Below are 19285 nucleotides of genomic sequence, written 5' to 3' on the forward strand. Positions count from 1 at the left end.
CGTGTCAGACGGTGGTCCTGCGCCGGCGCACCATGCTCACGGCCATGCTGCCTGCGACGATGAGAGCGAGCGCCGCCGCCACGAGGTTCAAGGCTTCGAAGCCGGTGCGAGGCAGATCCCCGCCGTCCTTCGAACCGTCGGCGTTCGCTCCGCTGCCATCGGCACCACCCGAAGTGGCCGCGGAAGCGTTTGCATTCGCCGAGGTGGCCCCGGAGTCGTCCGCATTCGCACCGCTGCCGTTGGAGTCGGCATTCGATCCCGAGGCGTTCGCGCTGCCATTGTCACCACCGGTGGCATCGGCATCCGATCCCGCACCGTCGGATGTCCCGTCGGCGCTGCCGTCATCGCCGGCGGCGGCATTCGCCTCGTCGCCGACCTGAGCTGTGGCTTCGAATGCGTGATTGACCGGCAGCGGGTTGTCATCCCACCATTGTCCTTCCCCGGCTTTCAGTCCCAGCTCGACGGTGACCTCACCGGAGGCTTCCTCGGGTGCGGTGACGTTGATGGGGATGTCGCTCTCACCTGCGGGGATCGACTCCAAGGTCATGGTCTTCGCCGCGGCGTCCACTGTGACCTCTGGTGCCTTTGCGGTCTCCGACTGTCGGCCCTGCTGGGCTCCGGCCGATGCAGGTGCAGCGGCGCTGACGGTGTAGCCCTCGGGCAGATCAACTCTCACGTCCACGGGTCCTGGGACCTCCGCCTCGGCGGTGGTGTTGAGGACGAAGTCCCGGCTCTCACCGGGTTCGATGCCATCTTCGGGGGCATTGAAATCGACTGTGAGCTCGCCGTTGTCGATGACGTCCTTGGTCAGGTCGGCCTGGCGTTCGTCCTTATCGGGCGAGACCTTCTTATTGGCCTCGGTGTGGTTCTCGAAATAGTCGACCCAGGTCTCGAAGTCCGTGCGTCCGGAAAGTTCGAAGTCACCCTTGGCGAAGGAGAAGAAGTTGTCGCCCCCGGCGGCGAGGAAGCTCAGTGTCGCGACTCTGTATTCCTTGTTCGGATCGAGCTTCTTCCCGTTGACCTCGACCGATTTCACGTGCTGGCCCTTCGCCGCGTCGGAGTCGTAGACGACCTCGAGCTCCTCGGAGATGCCGAGGTGGAGGAATGGACGCGAGGCATCGGCTGGCTGCCACTGCTCTTCGAACAGTCCGATGACGTCCGAGCCCTGCATCGTCACGACACCGTGGTCGTTGGCGAAGGGCAGGACCGAGCTGAGTTCAGCGGCCGTGACTTCGCATGTGTCCTCTTTGTTGTAGATGTCATCGCATTTCAGGTCGGTGCGAAGCCCGCCGGGGTTCGTGATGCCGAAGTCAGCGTCGTTGAGCTGCGTGCCCTCGACTCCGTCCTTGAGTGCGTCGGCGACGAGGTTGCCCAGGGTGCTCTCCGCACCGCGGTCTTCCTTGCCGTCCTTTGTCGCGCGGGTGATGTCCTCGCTGATCTCACCGGCGACGACAGATCCTGGGACCTTCGCCTTCGCATCGGCATCGGCGATGATCTGGCTGACCTCGTCGACGACGGGCGAGTCATAGCTCTTCTTCTCCGTCTCGATGAGTTCGGTGTTCTCGGTCGTCCAGTTGCCCTCGGCATCGGCTTCGAGCTGGACCTGGCCGACGTATTCGCCGTAGCTGCCGGCCTCCAGCACGGGCCGTGTCCGGTCTGGCTCGCCGGGAACAGGAGCCTCGAAGGAGTAGGGCAGGTGGGTGTGGCCGGTGAAGAGGACGTCAACGGAGGCATCCGCCTCGGTCACGAGTTTGTTGAACTCGGCGTTCGAGGCCTTCGCCTCGTCGAGGCTCTCCGTGCTTGAGGCGCCGAGGTGGGCCTCGACGACCGTCATATCCGGCTGTTCGTCCTCGGGCAGGTTCTCGATCTCGCCGGCGACTCGGTTGACGGCGTCGGTGGGGTCACCGAATTCGAGTCCGGCGATGCCGTCGGGTGAGACCAGCGACTGGGTGTCCTTGGTGACGACGCCGATGACGGCGACCTTCACTCCACCCACATCGACCGTGGTGTAGCCCTCAAGGCCGCCGACGACGTCGGTGGTGCCCTCGTTGTAGACATTGGCTGCCAGGTAGGGGAAGTCTGCTTCGGACGAGACCCGGCCGGTCAGATCCTCAATGCCCTGGTCGAATTCGTGGTTGCCGACGGCTGAAGCCTGGACGCCGATGGCGTTGAGGACGTCAAGCGTCGGGGTGTCCTGCTGCGAGGAGGAGACGTAGGTGGAGGCTCCGATGTTGTCGCCGGCGGAGAGGACCCCGGTTCCGGCGGTGCCGTCTTGGGCGCCGTACGTTGCGCGCTGTTCCTCGACGACCGAGGCGAGCTGCGTGCCCGCCTCGGCGATGCGTCCGTGGAAGTCGGTGATGTTGAGCAGCTGGACCTTGGTGCCTTCGGCCGCGTCCTGTGTCGAGGTGTCCTTGTCCTCACCCTCGGCGGCCTCTGCTGCGTCTGCTGCAGGCGAGTCTGCGGAGTCAGAGTCACCAGCTGAGGAGTCGCTTGGGGATGGTTCGGAGGGGCCGATCGTCGAGGACGTTTCCTCTGCGGAGCCATTTCCGAGGGATGCGGCAAGTGAGGGAGCGGCGCCCGGCAGCGTCAACATTGACACTGCCGCTCCCGTTGCCAGCATCTTGGTCACTAGTCTCTTAGTCACTAGCTTCGACATGTATGTGGTTTCCTTTGGTCATTGCATCCGCCGCACAACAGCTGTGCCGGGTGAGGATCAAGCAGACTCATTCTGCAGTGCTTAAGCGAACGATGAGTTACCTACATGTGAATGTACACAGGATTCTCACATCTGAAAAGAGGGATTCTCTCAAAAAGACGATGCGGCCCTGCGAAGTCGGGATCCCTGTCGTGCTGTCGGGATCCCTGTCGTTCTATCGAAAACGGCCCAGTGGTCGGCAACTGGGCCTGTGCTGCGGTTAGGCCGGTGTCGAAAGAGAGCTTGTTCGGACTAGGCCTGTGTTCGGCGGGCCATGGTCTGTGCCGCACGGGAAGCATAGAACTCGGCTTCGGGATATCCCACCCCGGTGAGGACGAGGCCATGTGCAGGAGAGACGAACATCGGAACATCGGGGTCGACTCCCGCGTCCGCTTCGGCCAGTAGCTCAGCGGGCCGAGTCACCGGCCAGGTGCCGGATCCGACCTTGATCAGCCCACCCACCAGGGCACGGACCATGTGGTGGCAGAACGCGTCGGCCCGCAGATCGATGGTGATGACGGCTTCCTGGTCTCGGGTGACCTCGAGTTCGTGCAGCGTGCGGATGGTCGTCGCACCCTCACGTGGTTTGCAGAAGGGAATGAAGTCGTGAAGCCCCTGGGCCTCCCGTGCGGCTTCGGCCATCGCCTCGGCGTCGAGTTCACCTTTGTGTCGCGGTGTCACGGGTGTCAGCAGCGGGTCGATGAAGGACCGGCGGTCGGCGAGCCTGTACTGGTAGGTCCTCCACAGCGCGGAGAACCGAGCGTCGAAGTCTACGGGCACCTCGGAGACCGCATGGATGACGATGTCATCGGTGTCATCGACGGTGAGGACTCCGCGCAGACGCGACAGCAGCGCCGCCTCGGCGGGTCTGGAGGACTTGCCGATGAGCTTCTCGATGCCGTCTTCGGCGAGGTCGATGTGGACGACCTGCCGTCTGGCGTGGACGCCTGCGTCGGTGCGGCCGGCAACGACGGTGGCCACCTCGGCGCCGGTGATCCGGGACAGCCCGGCCTCCAGCGAGGCCTGCACGGTGCGCAGCCCGGGCTGCTTGGCCCAGCCGTGGAAGTCGGTGCCGCGATAGCCGAGGTCGATGCGGAAGCGCGTCATGATCCGGTCGATCCGGTTCGGTCCTGCGCTCCAAACTGGTCCTGGGGATCCGCTTCCGCGAAGGACCGTTCCTGGCCCGATTCGGTGAAGGGTTCGCGGGCCTTGAACACGTTTTTGAACAGCCGCGATACGGCACGTTCGCGTTGCCGGTGGTAGAGATCGACGTTCGTGTTGTAGATGCGGGCACCGGAGAGGATGCGTTCAGCCAGCACGTTGAGCTGACCGTGCAGCAGCGCGATGGTGGTGTCGAGTTCTTCGCGGGGACCTGTCTGCATCGCGAGGGTCGAGTCGGTGGCGATGGCCCTGTCACTGATCTGACTGGGGATCTGTGCCGCATCGTCGATGGTACGGCTCAGTGCATTCTCCGCCGCAGCTCCGCGAGGGCCGAAGGGAGCCCGCTGGGCCGAGGCGAGTGCGAGTTCGACAGAGCTGAGATCTCGAGTAGTGATCTGCTGCAGCGTTCCGATATAGGCAGGCACGAGGGCATGCCTGCCGCGGAGTTCGACGAGCAGCTGGCGTTTGGCCTCATCGCAGAGCGACCGCGCCATCGACAGCTGGTTGAAGCGCAGGAATGTCACGGTCAGGGCGAGGACGACGAGGGCAAGCACACATGCTCCGACGATGAACCAGACCACTGCCGCCTCCTCTTCTCATTCGCTTGACCGACACTTCAGTTTACGCGGGGTTCAGACTCCTCGCGAATGGGACCAGCACCTGCTCACAGATGAACCAGCATCCCGTCTCGAATGCGCCAATGTCAGTTCACGATGGGACCAGCACCTCCTTGCCGCCGCCGCTGCGGAGCGCGGAAGCGATCGGGTGCGAATGCTCACGCGCGGCGATTTCGGCCTTTCGTCGCCGAAGGGTCGCCTCGATGTTGCCCGTCCTTCACTCTGGGGGCGTGAACTGAGTTCTGTGAGAGTAGCGATCGTTGCAGAGTCCTTCCTCCCCAATATGAATGGGGTCACCCACTCACTCCTCCGTGTCCTCGACCATCTGGCCGACCGCGGCGACGAAGTCCTCATCATCGCACCAGGCACGCGCCGCGACGGCCCCAAGGAGGTCGCCGGAGCCCGCATCGTGCGGGTCCCCTCGATCGCCCTGCCGAAGTATCGGCGGGTTCGCGTCGCCCCCGGTGGAGTCAGCCGCATCAAGCGACTGCTGGAGAACTTCAATCCCGATGTCGTCCACCTGGCCAGTCCCTTCGTGCTCGGCTGGCGCGGTGTCCTGGCGGCGCAGAGCCTCGATCTGCCGACGGTGGCGATCTATCAGACCGAGGTGCCCGCGTATGCCGCACGGTACGGCATGCACGGCATCGAGGCGATGCTGTGGTCGCATGTGCGCAACATCCACCAGCATGCTTCCCTGACCTTGGCCCCGTCGAGCTACACTCTTGATCAGCTCTCCGACCTCGGTGTCGCCGAGGTGGATCTGTGGGCCCGCGGGGTCGATTCCTCCCGCTTCGACCCCAGTCACCGGTCAGAGGCCTGGCGCCGATCCGTGGCACCGAATGGTGAGAAGATCGTCGGCTATGTCGGCCGTCTCGCCGCCGAGAAGCAGGTCGAGGACCTGGCTGTCTTGGACGACGTGCCCGGATCGAAGCTCGTCATCGTCGGCGACGGACCGTGGCGGGCTAAGCTCGAACGGGCCCTGCCGAATGCTCATTTCGCCGGATTCCTCGGCGGTGATGCTCTGGCTCAGGCCGTCGCGAGCTTCGACCTCATGATCGCCCCCGGTGAGCTCGAGACCTTCTGCCAGACGATCCAGGAGGCGATGGCCTCCGAGGTTCCCGTCATCGCTCCTGCACGTGGCGGGCCATTGGACCTCGTCGACTCCTCCCACACCGGCTGGCTCTACACGCCGAAGGATCTGGTGGCGATGCGCGGACACGTCATTGACCTCCTCGGCGATGAGGCAAAGCGTCGGGCGTTCGGTGTTGCCGGGCGTCAGCAGGTGCTCAGCCGCAGCTGGAAGAGCGTGTGCTCACAGCTCATCGGCCACTATTCGCGGGCGATCGAGAATCCTCACCCTCAGGTCCTGGGCCGCGGCTTCATCGTGGCGACACCCACCACGTCCGAAGACTCCTCACCCTTCTAGGCACACCCGCCGTCAGCCGTCGAAAGCCGAGAGTAGGGCTGCGCGTCAGGCTTGCGCGACCCAATCGGCGACGGTGAGCACGGTGGCCTGTTTGGGGAAGACCTTTTCGGTGAGTACTCGGTGGACCTCCTCATCCCGGTCGGCGCAGGCGTCGGAGAGCACCGTCAGCCGGTAGTCGAGGTCGGCAGCCTGGCGGATGGTCGAGAGGACCACTCCGCTGGTGGCGACGCCGGCCAGGACCAAGGTGTCGGCACCGTAACCGCGCAGCAGAACCTCGAGATCGCTGCCGGCGAATGCGCTGATGCGACGCTTCGTCACGATCGGTTCCCCCTCGTGACGGCCCAGCGTCTCGTGGATGCTCGTCGAGGCGTGTGCCTCATCGAGGTCACCATGAGCGGCGATCTGCCGAAACGATGCGGTGTCAGGGAGCGCAGGGTGACCATCACGCAGGGCAACACGCACCCAGATGACGGGGATTCCCTGATCTCTTGCGGCGGCGACAGCATCCCGGGCGCGTTCGAGAACACCGGTCTTGGTGAAGGCCTCATCACCGGCGATGCCGTTCTGGAAGTCCATGGCGAGCAGGACGGGGCGATGGTTTGCAGCCATTGTTTGTCTCCTTCGCGGATCTGCGCGGCAGTCGAGATGCGAGCCGACTGCCTTTCTTCGCCGAGGATACTCTTCGTCAGGTCAGCTGGCCGCGGATGCTCGGAGCATGACCTTCGAGCGTCCCGCTTCGGTGGTCCTCAGTCCACGATCCCGCGGGCGTCGAGTGCCCGGCCCGTGTCCTGAGCGTACTTCACCGAGCGAAGAATCGCGGGGACGACCCTGGCCTTGATGCTCGAGTCGAGGCCACGGGCTCGAGCGGCACGGTCGGCTTCTCCCAGCAGTCCTGAGATGTGGGAGATGGCACGCACCATGAGGCTCGCGGTCAGTGCGATCGTGTCCGGACTGGCGCCGAAGAAACGCAGTGGTGAGACGATTACGGTGAAGGTGTCGAGCAGCTGTGCCACGGTCGTGGTCAGGGTCAGCAGCATCGCAGCCTGGACGCAGGCGAACACAGTACCGCCGACGGTGAGGCCGGCGCGCAGCGATCCGAAGAAGTACTGCATGGCTATGACGATGAGGATCAGCACCGCCGCATAGAGCCAGGTCTTGAGGAAGTGACGCAGCCTCAGCCTGGCGGTGAAGCCGAGCACGACGAGGACGGCGAACATCGACCAGTTGATGATCGGGTCGCGGAAGATCAGAGCGACAACGCCGATCAGGGCGATGACGACCAGCTTCGCCCCGGTCGGCGTTCTGTGCAGCCAACCGGGGGTGTGCGCCACCTTCCCGAACAGCTGCGGCCTGGGTCGAATACCGGCGCGGGATGTCCGGCTCACGAGGAGTCGCTCATGATCAGCTCACGGTACATTCGCGTCGCTTCGTCGGGAGTCGAGTCGTGGACGATCCGTCCGGAGTCGACGACGAGGGCGCGGTCGGCCATCCCGGCGAAGTCGAGGTCGTGGGTGGAGAAGATCACGCGCACACCTCGGCGAGCGACAAGGTCGGCCAGTAGCTTTCGCAACTTCTCCTTGTTGCGCAGGTCAAGCAGCGTGGTCGGTTCATCGAGGACGAGGATCTGCGGATCGACTGCCAGCACGGCAGCCAATGCGACCAGCTGGCGCTGACCGCCGGAGAGCTCGTAGACGCTGCGCTCGGCCAGATCGGCAATGCCCAGTTCTTCGAGCACCGCTAAGGCAGCGGCGCGGCGTTGCGCCTTCGGAACGCGTTTGCGCAGGGAGAGTTCGATGTCTTCGAGCGGGGTCGGCATCACCAGCTGCGCCGCCGGGTCGGTGAAGACGAAGCCCACTCGAGAGCGAACCTGCTTCGCCTCATCGACCGGGTCAAGACCGTCGACGAGCACCTGACCGGAGTTGGCTGTGACGAGCCCGTTGAACAGCTGCAGCAGTGTGGACTTTCCAGAGCCGTTGGCCCCGATGATCGCAATCGTGGATTCATCGAGCGTGACGTCGACGTCGGTGAGGATCGGGCGGTAGACATCACCGGCAGGGGTGTCATCGAGGACCCCCACGGAGACCTCGGAGAAGCTGATCTCCCGCACCCGCTCCCCCACGTTCTCAGGGTCCGACTTCCGACCGAAGATCACTGTGCCGCGGTGCCTTCAGAACCAGTGCCTTCCGAGCCAGCTCCCGCAGACTCAGCACCCACGGACCCAGCACCAGCGGTCTGAGCATTCGGACCTGGCGTCGGGACACCTCGGCGACGGAGGACATCGGGGAATGCCCGGTGGATGAGCAGTGCGACGGAGACGGCGAGGACGTTCTTGATGATGTCACCGGGCCAGTACGCGAGGTCGGCGACGGCGGCGACGCCCAAGGGCAGGTCGGCGTTGATCGACATTCCGAGGATTCCCAGCGGATGGTTGAGCAGCAGGCTGGAGCCCAGTCCGCCGATGAAGAGGGCGATCCACAGCTTCGATCCGCGGAAGCGGCGGATAGCCCAGCGGGCGACGAAGCCGGTGGCGAGAGCGTAGAGCGTGAACGACAGAATGTAGCCGGCGCTGGGGCCGGCCAGGACGCCGATGCCACCGCTCATGCCGGAGAAGATCGGCAGTCCCAGAAGGCCGAGCACGACGTAGAGCAGGACCGCGCCTCCCCCGCGCCACGGGCCCAGCACCAGACCGCAGAGCGCGATTGCGAAGGTCTGCAGGGTGATCGGCACACCGGCCGGCCCGACGGGGATCGGCGGCATGATCGCGAATGCTGCCAGAAGTGCGGCGAAGACCGCGATCAGTGCAATATCGCCGGCTCTGCCAGCTGTGGCATTCCGCCCGGCCCTCGCCGAGGTGGTGCTGCCGGTGTGCGCGTATGACATGAGTTCTCCGATGGTGAGGTGGCACCCGAGACCTACTCGGGCACCACCCACCTTAACTGAACACTGTTCAGGAGTTGTAGTCGGGGAACAGAATCATTCCCATTCGATGGTGCCCGGAGGCTTCGAGGTGACGTCGAGGACGACCCTGTTGATGTCGTCGACCTCGTTCGTGATGCGGTTGGAGATGACCGAGAGCACGTCGTAGGGAACTCGGGTCCAATCGGCGGTCATCGCGTCTTCACTGGAGACCGGGCGCAGCACAACCGGGTGGCCGTAGGTGCGTCCGTCGCCCTGAACACCCACGGAGCGCACGTCGGCCAACAGGACGACTGGGCACTGCCAGATCTCTCCGTCGAGGCCGGCCTTCGTCAGCTCCTCACGGGCGATAGCGTCGGCCTTGCGCAGGATCGACAGGCGATCTTCAGTGACCTCGCCGATGATGCGGATGCCGAGCCCGGGACCGGGGAAGGGCTGGCGGGAGACGATCGCCTCGGGGACTCCGAGCTCACGGCCGATCGCGCGGACCTCGTCCTTGAACAGGGCTCGCAAGGGTTCGATGAGTTCGAAGGTGATGTCATCGGGAAGCCCGCCCACATTGTGGTGGCTCTTGATGTTCGCGGTTCCCGAGCCGCCGCCGGATTCGACGACGTCGGGGTAGAGCGTGCCCTGGACGAGGAAGCCGATCTCCTCGCCCTCGTCCTTGGCCTCGGCGACAAGGTCGGCGGAGGCGGACTCGAAGGTGCGGATGAATTCGCGGCCGATGATCTTGCGCTTCGTCTCCGGATCGGTGACGCCGGCAAGTTCGGACAGGAAGCGCTCGCGTGCGTCGATGGTGACCAGGCGGACGCCGATCGAGTCGACATAGTCGTTCTCGACCTGTTCGCGTTCGTTCTCACGCAGGAGGCCGTGGTCGACGAAGACGCAGGTGAGCTGGTCGCCGATCGCCTTGTGGACCAGTGCTGCGGCCACGGAGGAGTCGACTCCCCCGGAGAGGCCGCAGATGACGTTCTTCGATCCCACACGGTCGCGGATGAGTTCGACCTGCTCGTCGATGACGTTGGTGTTGGTCCAGTCGGCACTCAGGCCGGCGACGTTGAACAGGAAGTTCTCGAGGATCTGCTGGCCGTATTCGGAGTGGAGTACTTCGGGGTGCCACTGCACGCCGGCGAACTTCCGTGCTGCACATTCGAAGGCCGCGACCGGAGTGTCCGGAGTCGAGGCGAGGACATCGAAGTCAGCGGGCGCTTCGGCGACGGAGTCTCCGTGGGACATCCACACCTTGTAGCTGTTCGGAGTCTGTGCCAGGAGTGCACCCGTGCTCGATACCGTGACCGGGGTCGAGCCGTACTCGCGCTTGTCGGTCTTGGCGACTCGGCCGCCGAGGGTCGTCGACATGAGCTGGAAGCCGTAGCAGATGCCCATCGTGGGCACGCCGAGGTCGAAGACGGCGGTGTCGAATCCGGGGGCGCCTTCATCGTTGACGCTCGAGGGCCCACCCGAAAGCACGATGGCGACTGGTTTCTTGGCCGCGAACTCCGCTGCCGGTGCGTCATGGGCGATGATCTCGGAATACAGTCCGGCCTCGCGGATCCGTCGGGCGATGAGCTGCGCGTACTGCGCACCGAAATCGACCACGAGGACAGGAGGCACCTGTGTGCTCTGGGTTTGCGTCATGCCCCAATTCTAAACACCGGGCACCGAGTGCCCAACCTCAGGCCCAGCGGGCGGACGAACCGCACCGTGGCAGCCTCGCCGAGGTGGTCCTCAGCTCTTGGGTGCGACCACCACGGCCGCGGCCAGTTCGGCTTCGACCTGGCGATGGATCTTGCGTTCGAGGATGAACGACATCACCGGAACCACTCCGGCCAGCGCCAAGACGATGTAGCGGCCCAAGGTCCAGCGCATCTGCTGGTTGAGCCAGAAGCAGCCTATGAGGTAGACGACGTAGCACCAGCCGTGGCAGATCGCGATCGCGGCTGCCAGGTTGAACCCACCGAAGTTGAGTGCCGTCGCCGAGTCAGCGGCGATGAGGTACTTGTAGATCATCTCGACGGTGAGGATGAGAAGCATCGTTCCAGTGATGAGGGCCATCACCCGATAGAACTTGCACGCATTGCGCGCCGAGGTGAAGCGTTTGACGCTCCACACATCGTTGTCATCGAAGTCGGGGCGGGAATCCAGGGACTCGGGCTCTTCGCTCACGCTCAGTTTCCTCCGGTCGGGGTGGTGTTGGTCGATGTGTCATCGGTGGCAGTGGAACTCTTCGAATCAGAGCCGCGGCTCCTGCGAGGCTTCTTCGCTCCATGCCTGTAGGCGGGAAGCCCGGTCAGTCCCGACATCACCTCGGGGTCGATCGAGGACTGGCCGGCAGACTTCACGACAACGTACTCGACGCTGTTCGCAAGATCCTGAGAATCGGAGTCCCCACCGAGTCGGCGGCGCATGAAGTCATCGCGCAGCAGCTGCCACCACATGTACAGGGCCATGCCGGCGAAGATCAGCCATTCGATCGCGTAGCCAGCGGACTGCAGGTCGAATCCGCCCTCCTCCCGCGTCATCGTCGGCGGCACGAAGGACAGGCCGTCGGTCGCGATGGAGGCAGCGCCCCCGGTGGCCTCTTCGGGAATGAGGAAGCCCGAGTAGGTCAGAAGGTCGGGGAACAGGTTGATCAGCTGTGACGTCGAGACGCTGCGCACCTGGCCTTCGGGCAGCGAGTTGCCGGGCATCGGACCCTCGACGGGACCGATCTGCGCCGTCATCGTGACTGGGCCCTCTGCCGCACGGGATTCCATGGCGGTCTGCTCATCAGTGGTGAAGCCGCGCAAGACCGGAATCGCGATGGTCTTGTCTTCGGAGTCAGCGCCGACAGAGGCGCCGAGGCGGGCGTCATCGGGGGCGAACATCGTGACCACCCAGAAGCCCTTGTCCCCATCGAGCACGCGCCCGGGAACGACGACCTGTGCATCGGGAAGCCAGTGCCCGGACAGACTGACGCGCTGATCGGCGAGGATGCCGGGCATCGGGGCCTGGGCCTCCATCACCTCGTTGAACGGCTGGACCTCTTCGACATCGGCCGATTCCACAGCATCGTTCTTATGCTGAGCACGGTCGACCTGCCACGCCGAGAGTCCGACGAAGCAGGTGACGAGGACGAGAACGAAGAGCAGGGACCCCAACCATTTGGGGGTCAGCGCCAGGCGGAACAGATCAAACCACCGATCCAGGCTGATAGGGCGAGACGGTGACGTCGACGCGCTGGAATTCCTTCAGATCGACATAGCCGGTGGTGGCCAGGGCGCGACGCAGGGCACCGGCGAGGTTGAGTTCGCCGATGGCGGTGCGGCCGGGCCCGAAGAGAACCTGTTCGAGGCTGCCCACTGTTCCCAGCTCCACACGGTGTCCGCGGGGCAGTTCGGGGTGGTGTGCCTCGGCGCCCCAGTGCATTCCGCGGCCCGGGGCCTCGGTCGAACGGGCCAGGGCGGTGCCGAGCATGACGGCATCGGCACCGACGCCGAAGGCCTTGACGATCTCACCGCTGGAGCCCAGTCCGCCATCGGCGATGACGTGGACGTAGCGGCCGCCGGATTCATCCATGTAGTCACGCCGGGCGGCGTGGACGTCGGCGATCGCGGTGGCCATCGGAGCGTGGAGGCCCAAGGTCTTGCGGGTGGTCGCGGCTGCTCCCCCGCCGAAGCCGACGAGGACTCCGGCAGCGCCGGTGCGCATGAGGTGCAGGGCTGCGGTGTAGGTGGCGGCACCGCCGACGATGACAGGGACATCGAGTTCGTAGATGAACTGTTTGAGGTTGAGCGGCTCCGTGTGCGAAGACACATGCTCGGCCGAGACCGTGGTGCCGCGGATGACGAAGATGTCAACCCCGGCATCGATGACGGTCTTGTAGAACTGCTGGGTCCGCTGCGGAGTCAGAGCACCGGCGACGGTGACTCCAGCCTCGCGGATCTGTTCGAGCCTGGCCGTGATGAGTTCGGCCTGGATGGGTGCAGAGTAGAGCTCCTGCATGCGCGAGGTCGCCATCTCGGCCGGCAGTTGGGCGATTTCGGCCAACATCGGGGTGGGGTCTTCGTAGCGGGTCCACAGACCCTCGAGGTCGAGTACGCCCAGGCCACCGTGCTTGCCCAGAGCGATCACGGTCTCCGGTGACATGGCGGAGTCCATGGGGGCGCCGATGAAGGGAAGATCGAACTTGTAGGCATCGATCTGCCAGTCCAGCGACACATCCTCGGGATCTCTCGTGCGCCGAGCAGGGATGACGGCGATGTCATCGAGGGAATAGCCGCGACGACCGCGCTTGCCTTTGCCGATTTCGATTTCAGAACTCACCCGAACAGCCTATCCCACAGCCCTGACGCCGCGGACTCAGCTCACTATGAGGAACGGGGCGTCTCCTCTGTCAGAACTGGCGGACGATCGCTTGGAACCAGCCGAAGATCACCCAGAACCAGCTGAAGATCGCTGGGGATCGGTCGACGCCGACGGTCACTCAGCGGGACAGATAGTCGGCCACAACCGCCTCGGCGGCGGTGACGAAGGAGCGCACGTGCGGCAGATGTGCCTCGCGCTCGCGCACGTGCATGACGACGCGGCGCACAGGTGTGGGGTCGGTGAGGCCGACAGCGGTCAGTCCTGGGCGCAGCTGAGCCGACGACAGGCGGGGCAGGACGGTGATGGCCAGGTTCGAGGCGACGAGGGCGAGGGCAGCGAACTCGTCTTCGGAGGCCGCGAAGGTCCGCGGCTCGAATCCTGCTGCGGCGCAGGCGAGGTCGACGACCTTGCTGGTCGGGCCCGCCCACAGGTCGTAATCGACCCACCGCTGGTCTGCAAGGTCCTTGAAGGGGACGGACTCGAGGCTGGCGAACCGGTGCCTGTCCGAGACCACGACTCGGTAGTCATCGTCGAAGAGGACAGTGCGCGTCATTCCGGGCAGGTGGACCTCATCGTCCTGGGGAACTTCGCTGCGGATCTCGATCGTGCAGTGGCTGCGACGGACCTTCGCCGGCTCATTGAGTTGGATGTCGAAGCGCATGTCCGGGTGCTCAACCGCGACCGGTTCGATGATCCCAGGCAGCAGCCCGGCATTGAATGAGGTGAAAGCCGCGATGCGCATGCGGGGTCGATTCACGGTGCGGAAGCTCTCCACAAGTGTGTCGAGCCTACTCAGACCGGTGAAGACATCGGAGGATTCCTCGGCCAGGCGTTTGCCCAGGTCGGTGATCTCGATGCCGCGCCCTGATCTGCGGTAGAGGGGGACGCCGACGGCCTTCTGCAGGTTCGTGATGTGCTGGCTGACCGTGGCCGATGTGTAGTTGAGGCTCTTGGCGGCGTCGACGACGGAGCCGGTGGCGACGACGGCCCGCCAGATGCGCAGTCGGTTGAGATCCCACATGAGCTCAGGTTAGCCGATGATCGTTCGATGATGCCGAATGGTCGTTAGTAAATGATTGCTTTTCCCGATGTGTTCTCTCGCGCTGTCCTGCGGCAGACTTAAGCCAGAGCCCTTCGCGCCCGAAACAGAACGAATCGTGTGCACCATCCCGGGCCGTCATCGTGCAACGTCGCATTTGCCACTCCGACCAGACCACTCGTCTGGTCGCTGTCCTTGAAGGAGCACCATGACCGGAGCCGAGCTCATCACCATCGCCGGGGCCGCGACCGTCCTTGCAGTCACACCCGGCCCCGAGACGATCCTCACCGTTCGCCTCTCGGCCCTGCGTCGCAAGGCCGGGCTGATCTATTCGCTCGGCTCGGCCACCGGAATGACGGTCTGGATGATCGCAGCGCTGACCGGAATCTCCGCGCTGCTCACCACGTTCCCCTCGGCTCTGCTCGTCCTCAAGGTCGTCGGCGGACTCTACCTGTGCTTCCTCGGCGTCCTAGCCGGTCGGCAGGCATTGCGGATCCGAGCCGAACTGCGCGGGACTCCCCCGCGCGGACAGGTCAGTGAGATCGCGGCAGCCACCGATGATCTCGTCATCAGCGAGGCGGTCGACACCGGCGCCGAGGTGGATGCCCGTACCGCGGCAGGTGACGGCGGCGTGGTGCGTGACGACGCCGAGGTGGGTGCCGGCATCGGAGTCGGCACCGAATCCGTGATCAACGCTGAACCCGGTGGGAAGAAATCCTGGGGTCAGCTGCGCTCGGTCATCTCGTATCGTCGAGGTTTGATCTCGTCGTTGAGCAACCCGAAGGCGGGACTGTTCTTCCTTGCCGTCATGCCGACCCTGGTGCCGTCCTCTGCGGCCGGCGTCGACTACCTGTTGCTGATCTCCGTCGTGATCGGGCTGATGCTGGCCTACCAGATCCTTCTCGCCTTCATCGCCGGCATGGCCGCGGCCGCCCTGCAGAGGAGAAGCACCGACTTCTACATCGAGGCCGTCTCCGCTGCCGTCCTCGTGGTTATGGGCATCGCGGTCATCGCCATCCCGGTGTGACAACAGCCCTGTAGAGAAGCGACTCTGTATAGAAGCTGTTCTGTATTGAAGCTGTTCTGTAGAAAAGCGCAGCCAGAAGCTGCCGAAGCACAAAGGTGCGGGCCGGGGTAAGCACCCCGGCCCGCACCTTCTTTATGTCACTCGATCAGCTGGCAGGCGGTACGGGACCGCTGCCTCCTGGACCGCCGCTTGCGGGACCACTGCCTGCAGGACCACTGAGCGGACCGTCATCTCCGGTGCTGGCTCCACCGTGTCCGGTGCTGCCGACTCCGCCGGTTCCGATTCCGCTGTTTCCACTGCCGGCAGTGTTCGCGTTGCCTGCGGTGTTGGCGCTGCCTGCCGGGCGGCCGGCGCCACTGTCGTTGTCAGCAGCGGATTCGACCTCGACCTCAACCTTGTTGAGCATCTTGGCTGCGGCATCACGTCCGCCGAGGCCGAAGGCCAGCGCAGCAGCTGCGGCACCGCCGATGACCACGGCACCGAATGCCAGGTTGATGATCGAATCGGCCAGTCCCATGTAGCGAAGACCCATCGCGATGAAGAGTGCGATGGCCGAGTAGCGCAGCACCTTGCTCGCCACGTTGTTCGTGATGAACTTGCCGATCAGTGCCGCAATGAGGAATCCTGCGGCGATGATGGCCGCGCCGAAGAGCACGCTGCCGCCGAGGTCGAGGATCTCATTGAGGATGTTCGTGATCTCGGGGAAGCCGAGCAGGCGAGTCGCCATGATGGCGAAGAAGATCATGATCGCGACCTGCACGATCTTGGTGATCACGCTCGAGGCACTGGTGCCTTCAGGAACGATGCCGATCGAATCGACTGCCCGATCCGTACCGACTCCGCGCAGAACCTCTTCAAGCAGGTTGCCGAGGAACTTCGCAATGACCCCGCCGATGGCCAGCAGGATGCCGGCCGCGATGATGGCAGGAATGGCGTTGAGGAAGAGCTCCAACATCTGCTGTGCTGGCTGCGAGATGGCCGCAATGCCCAGAACCTGAAGTGCCGAAATCGAGACCACGATGATGATGATCCCGAAGACGAGGTTGCCTGCCAGCGATGAGATCTTGGCATTGGCCTCGGCGTTGGGGTTCCCGGCGCCTGGGTTGCCCTGCTGTCCCGGGTGACCCTGTTGTCCCGGCTGACCGGGCTGGCCCTGATGAGGCTGGTTGTAGGCGGCCTGCTGAGCATTGATGTTGTTGTGCTGAGGTTCGGCCCCCGTCGATGCGCCGACGACACCTGTGGCGCGATCTCCCAGCGAGCTGAACTTCGATGTCAGCTTCGTGAGGTCGACGGCGTTGAGTGCCGTCTGGACCAGCTGCTTGGCGATCTTGGCGAAGACGAACCCGATGAAGAAGATGACGCCCGCACCGATGATATTGGGCAGGAAGCCGAAGATTCCGTCGAGCAGGCCCTGCAGCGGTGTGAGCACCTGGTCGAGGTTGAACAGCTGCAGAACGGCGATGAGACCGAGCAGCCAGACGATCAGGCTGCCGATCTGTCCGATCGACTTTCCGATCTGCTGCCCGTCATTGCCGTCACGCTGCAATGCCGGCACCTTCGACACCAGTTTTCCGATCGCCCATTTGACGATCGATGCAATGATCCATGTAACGATAAGAATGAGTATCGCCAGTCCCACTTTCGCAAGAACTGACCACAAGTCCGACATTTGCATTTCCGTCATCTCCTTCATCTGCAGCGAATGAACACTCGAATTCGTAGCGAATGAACACTCCTATTTTCGCTGTTGCTGATTTGGAGTCTATTCACAACGGACACTCAGAACAAGGGCTTTTGACCGGTGAGAATCGAATGATGGCGCAATTGAAGATACCTGCCGAAACCCGTCCATAGACGTATTTCAGTGACTTAACATTTCTTTCATAAACTGGTCACGATTCGGTATCGAACGAGAAATATTGTCCGCACTCATCCCGTTGGCACCAGCGAGATTTCATTGCTTTCTCCGACAAACAATTCATCTCGAATTTCACACGGAACGGTGGAATTCCAGTGGCACATTGTCAATGAGATGAGTCCCTCCGACGGTGGCAGAGACGAGCAGCAGACCCTGCCCGTCGAAGTCCTGTGCGCACGGCCGGAAGGTCGTCGCATCAACGAGGCCGAGATAGCCCAACTCGAGATCCCCTCGCTCAGCGGCGGCCTGCAGCACCGCTTCCGCTGCGGCCTCGACACCCGCCGGCGATCCATCGGAGGCTGCCTGTGCTCCGGCATCCAATGCACGAGGTATGGCCAATGCGGCCACGCGATCGGCGGGCGCCAGGTATTCATTGCGACTCGACATGGCAAGACCGTCGTCGTCGCGGACGACCGGCAGGCCGATCAGCTCGATATCGAAGTTGAGGTCGGTGATCATGCGCTTGACCAGGCAGAACTGCTGAATGTCCTTGAGCCCGAACACCGCGGAGTCCGGTGCCGTCAAGGTGAAGAGCTTCGCTACGACGGTCAGGACTCCGTCGAAATGCCCGGGCCTGGCAGCACCTTCGTACACCGCACCCATGCGCCCAGAGGACACGGTGACCTCGGGCGCAGACGGGTACATCTCCCCCAGCGCCGGGGCGAAGACGAAGTCCACTCCGGCAGCCTCGCAGACTTTCAAGTCTGCTTCGAAGGGCCGCGGGTATTGGAAGAAGTCCTCGTCGGTACCGAACTGCAGCGGGTTGACGAAGATGCTGGTCACGACCGAATCTCCCGATTCACGAGCCCGGTCCATCAGCGCCTGATGACCAGAATGCAGGGCGCCCATCGTCGGCACCAGCGACACGGTGCCCGACTGCCGTTTCCGCCAGGCGCGCAGGGCCTGGATTCCGCCGACCTCCATCACTCGAAGCTCCGCTCCGGCTCGGGGAATTCGCCGCTCTTGACCTCGTCGACGTAGCGACCGACGGCATCGGAGAGAACAGAATGCAGGTCGGCATACCGTTTGACGAACCGTGGAGCCTTGCCGGTCCGCAGTCCTGCCATGTCCTGCCAGACGAGCACCTGGGCGTCGCAGTCGGCGCCGGCACCGATCCCCACAGTCGGAATCGTCATCTCCGCCGTCACCTGTCCAGCCAACCCGGCTGGAACCATCTCCATCACCACGGAGAACGCCCCCGCCTCGGCGACGGCACGAGCATCGGCCAACAGCGCATCACCGGCATCCCCACGGCCTTGAACCTTGTACCCGCCGAGGTTGTGCTCGGCTTGGGGCGTGAACCCGATGTGGGCCATCACCGGAATGCCGGCCGTCGTGATCGCCTTGATCCTCGAGGCCACGGCCACTCCCCCTTCGAGCTTGACCGCGTGGACGCCGGCTTCCTTCATGAAGCGCACGGCCGTCGCGACTGCCTGCTCATCGGAGATCTCATAGCTGCCGAAGGGCAGGTCTGCGACGATCAGTGCGCGCGAGGTGGCGCTGGAGACCGCGCGCGCCAGCGGGATGAGCTCATCGACCGTGACCGGCAGTGTGGTCTCGTGGCCGTAGACGTTGTTCGCTGCGGAATCACCGACCAGCAGCACCTCGACTCCGGCCTGTTCGAACAATGCGGCCGTGTACTGGTCGTAGCTGGTCAGCATCGCCCAGCGCCGTCCCTGCGTCTTGGCCTTGATGAGGTCCAGAGTCCGAACTCGCCGAGGCGGTGCTGCAGGTGTACCTGCACCTGCAGCAGCAGTGGGTGCGGGGCCGCTTCCGTAGGGCGGAGTCATCTCGGCGTGGTCGGGCGTGGCGCTCTCAGGCGGTGCTGGTGCGGGTCGATCTGGTGTCGGACTATCGGGCAGGGGCATGGGCATCCTCTTCGGTCGGCCTTCGTCTGGGTGGCAGCGCATCGTCAGCGCTGCATCAGCACGAGTCGGCGGCAGGCGGTGGTGCCAGCCGAATCGCGCGGGTTCGCGTTCGGGTCGACTCGGATTGCGAGCCAGTTTCCAGACTAGATCATCGACCCCGGTCCGCCGCACGGTGGTGTTTTACATTACGAGCAATGATGATTAAGCTCAAATCTGCGCAAAACTTTTCCGGGAGCGTAGTGCACTGCTCCGGGAGCGCGCTGACCTGTTC

The 19285-nt window shown here is 64.0% G+C and carries 17 protein-coding genes; 2 read left to right on the plus strand and 15 right to left on the minus strand.

Going from position 1 to position 19285, the window contains the following annotated elements:
- Positions 1–4 precede the first annotated feature (4 nt).
- The 3 genes from LQ788_RS14840 to LQ788_RS14850 form a co-directional block, all read right to left on the minus strand.
- On the minus strand, positions 5–2593 hold the full coding sequence (locus tag LQ788_RS14840; protein WP_231447450.1) for a bifunctional metallophosphatase/5'-nucleotidase: 2589 nt from the start codon (positions 2591–2593) through the stop codon (positions 5–7).
- A 354-nt stretch (positions 2594–2947) separates the two neighbouring features.
- A complete protein-coding gene (gene truA, locus LQ788_RS14845) occupies positions 2948–3802 on the minus strand; it encodes a tRNA pseudouridine(38-40) synthase TruA (RefSeq protein ID WP_231442241.1) in 855 nt (284 codons plus the stop codon).
- Entirely contained in the window at positions 3799–4437 is a 639-nt protein-coding gene (locus LQ788_RS14850) for a LemA family protein (protein ID WP_231442242.1), read from the minus strand. Before LQ788_RS14850 ends, truA begins: the two co-directional genes overlap by 4 nt.
- 280 nt (positions 4438–4717) lie before the next feature.
- On the opposite strand from LQ788_RS14850, the gene LQ788_RS14855 reads away from it, so the two are divergent.
- Positions 4718–5899: a glycosyltransferase family 4 protein gene (locus LQ788_RS14855; RefSeq protein WP_231442243.1), complete on the plus strand. Its 1182-nt coding sequence runs from the start codon at positions 4718–4720 to the stop codon at positions 5897–5899.
- Between the two features lie 45 nt (positions 5900–5944).
- Here LQ788_RS14855 and LQ788_RS14860 read toward each other — a convergent pair whose 3' ends face one another.
- The 9 genes from LQ788_RS14860 to LQ788_RS14900 all read right to left on the minus strand — a co-directional run bounded on the left by LQ788_RS14860 (position 5945) and on the right by LQ788_RS14900 (position 14183).
- Positions 5945–6508, minus strand: a complete 564-nt coding sequence (locus tag LQ788_RS14860; protein ID WP_231442244.1) for a cysteine hydrolase family protein — start codon at positions 6506–6508, stop codon at positions 5945–5947.
- Positions 6509–6645: 137 nt separating this feature from the next.
- Positions 6646–7284 carry an energy-coupling factor transporter transmembrane component T family protein gene (locus LQ788_RS14865; RefSeq protein ID WP_231442245.1) on the minus strand — a complete coding sequence of 213 codons (639 nt, stop codon included), beginning with the start codon at positions 7282–7284 and terminating at the stop codon, positions 6646–6648.
- Entirely contained in the window at positions 7281–8051 is a 771-nt protein-coding gene (locus tag LQ788_RS14870) for an energy-coupling factor ABC transporter ATP-binding protein (protein ID WP_231442246.1), read from the minus strand. The genes LQ788_RS14865 and LQ788_RS14870 overlap by 4 nt, the downstream gene beginning before the upstream one ends.
- The gene (locus LQ788_RS14875; RefSeq protein WP_231442247.1) at positions 8048–8779 is read right to left on the minus strand and encodes a biotin transporter BioY; all 732 of its coding nucleotides are present in this window, start codon (positions 8777–8779) and stop codon (positions 8048–8050) included. Before LQ788_RS14875 ends, LQ788_RS14870 begins: the two co-directional genes overlap by 4 nt.
- Before the next feature lie 93 nt (positions 8780–8872).
- Positions 8873–10453 (minus strand): glutamine-hydrolyzing GMP synthase, encoded by a 1581-nt coding sequence (guaA, locus tag LQ788_RS14880; RefSeq protein WP_231442249.1) that lies wholly within the window; start codon positions 10451–10453, stop codon positions 8873–8875.
- Between the two features lie 90 nt (positions 10454–10543).
- A complete protein-coding gene (locus LQ788_RS14885) occupies positions 10544–10981 on the minus strand; it encodes a DUF3817 domain-containing protein (RefSeq protein ID WP_231442251.1) in 438 nt (145 codons plus the stop codon).
- 2 nt (positions 10982–10983) lie between these two features.
- A complete protein-coding gene (locus LQ788_RS14890) occupies positions 10984–11955 on the minus strand; it encodes an SURF1 family protein (RefSeq protein WP_231442253.1) in 972 nt (323 codons plus the stop codon).
- A 31-nt stretch (positions 11956–11986) separates the two neighbouring features.
- Positions 11987–13120: a GuaB3 family IMP dehydrogenase-related protein gene (locus LQ788_RS14895; protein ID WP_231442255.1), complete on the minus strand. Its 1134-nt coding sequence runs from the start codon at positions 13118–13120 to the stop codon at positions 11987–11989.
- A gap of 160 nt (positions 13121–13280) precedes the next feature.
- Positions 13281–14183, minus strand: coding sequence for a LysR family transcriptional regulator (locus LQ788_RS14900; protein WP_231442257.1), 903 nt, complete (start codon positions 14181–14183; stop codon positions 13281–13283).
- A gap of 226 nt (positions 14184–14409) precedes the next feature.
- Here LQ788_RS14900 and LQ788_RS14905 point away from each other — a divergent pair, with 226 nt between their 5' ends.
- Positions 14410–15228 (plus strand): LysE family translocator, encoded by an 819-nt coding sequence (locus LQ788_RS14905; RefSeq protein WP_231442259.1) that lies wholly within the window; start codon positions 14410–14412, stop codon positions 15226–15228.
- A gap of 145 nt (positions 15229–15373) precedes the next feature.
- Here LQ788_RS14905 and LQ788_RS14910 read toward each other — a convergent pair whose 3' ends face one another.
- The 3 genes from LQ788_RS14910 to panB all read right to left on the minus strand — a co-directional run bounded on the left by LQ788_RS14910 (position 15374) and on the right by panB (position 19014).
- Positions 15374–16912 carry a mechanosensitive ion channel gene (locus LQ788_RS14910; protein ID WP_231442261.1) on the minus strand — a complete coding sequence of 513 codons (1539 nt, stop codon included), beginning with the start codon at positions 16910–16912 and terminating at the stop codon, positions 15374–15376.
- A gap of 306 nt (positions 16913–17218) precedes the next feature.
- On the minus strand, positions 17219–18070 hold the full coding sequence (gene panC / locus LQ788_RS14915; protein ID WP_231447452.1) for a pantoate--beta-alanine ligase: 852 nt from the start codon (positions 18068–18070) through the stop codon (positions 17219–17221).
- Entirely contained in the window at positions 18070–19014 is a 945-nt protein-coding gene (panB, locus tag LQ788_RS14920; protein ID WP_231442264.1) for a 3-methyl-2-oxobutanoate hydroxymethyltransferase, read from the minus strand. Before panB ends, panC begins: the two co-directional genes overlap by 1 nt.
- Between the last annotated feature and the right edge of the window lie 271 nt (positions 19015–19285).

The organism is Brevibacterium zhoupengii (assembly GCF_021117425.1).
Classification (GTDB): Bacteria; Actinomycetota; Actinomycetes; order Actinomycetales; family Brevibacteriaceae; genus Brevibacterium; species Brevibacterium zhoupengii.

Coding starts and splice junctions, on each gene's coding strand:
- LQ788_RS14840 (WP_231447450.1), bottom strand. CDS start 2,593: ATGTTGACGCTGCCGGGCGCCGCTCCCTCACTTGCCGCATCCCTCGGA.
- truA (WP_231442241.1), bottom strand. CDS start 3,802: ATGACGCGCTTCCGCATCGACCTCGGCTATCGCGGCACCGACTTCCAC.
- LQ788_RS14860 (WP_231442244.1), bottom strand. CDS start 6,508: ATGGCTGCAAACCATCGCCCCGTCCTGCTCGCCATGGACTTCCAGAAC.
- LQ788_RS14875 (WP_231442247.1), bottom strand. CDS start 8,779: ATGTCATACGCGCACACCGGCAGCACCACCTCGGCGAGGGCCGGGCGG.
- guaA (WP_231442249.1), bottom strand. CDS start 10,453: ATGACGCAAACCCAGAGCACACAGGTGCCTCCTGTCCTCGTGGTCGAT.
- LQ788_RS14900 (WP_231442257.1), bottom strand. CDS start 14,183: ATGTGGGATCTCAACCGACTGCGCATCTGGCGGGCCGTCGTCGCCACC.
- LQ788_RS14905 (WP_231442259.1), top strand. CDS start 14,410: ATGACCGGAGCCGAGCTCATCACCATCGCCGGGGCCGCGACCGTCCTT.
- LQ788_RS14910 (WP_231442261.1), bottom strand. CDS start 16,912: ATGACGGAAATGCAAATGTCGGACTTGTGGTCAGTTCTTGCGAAAGTG.
- panC (WP_231447452.1), bottom strand. CDS start 18,070: ATGGAGGTCGGCGGAATCCAGGCCCTGCGCGCCTGGCGGAAACGGCAG.
- panB (WP_231442264.1), bottom strand. CDS start 19,014: ATGCCCCTGCCCGATAGTCCGACACCAGATCGACCCGCACCAGCACCG.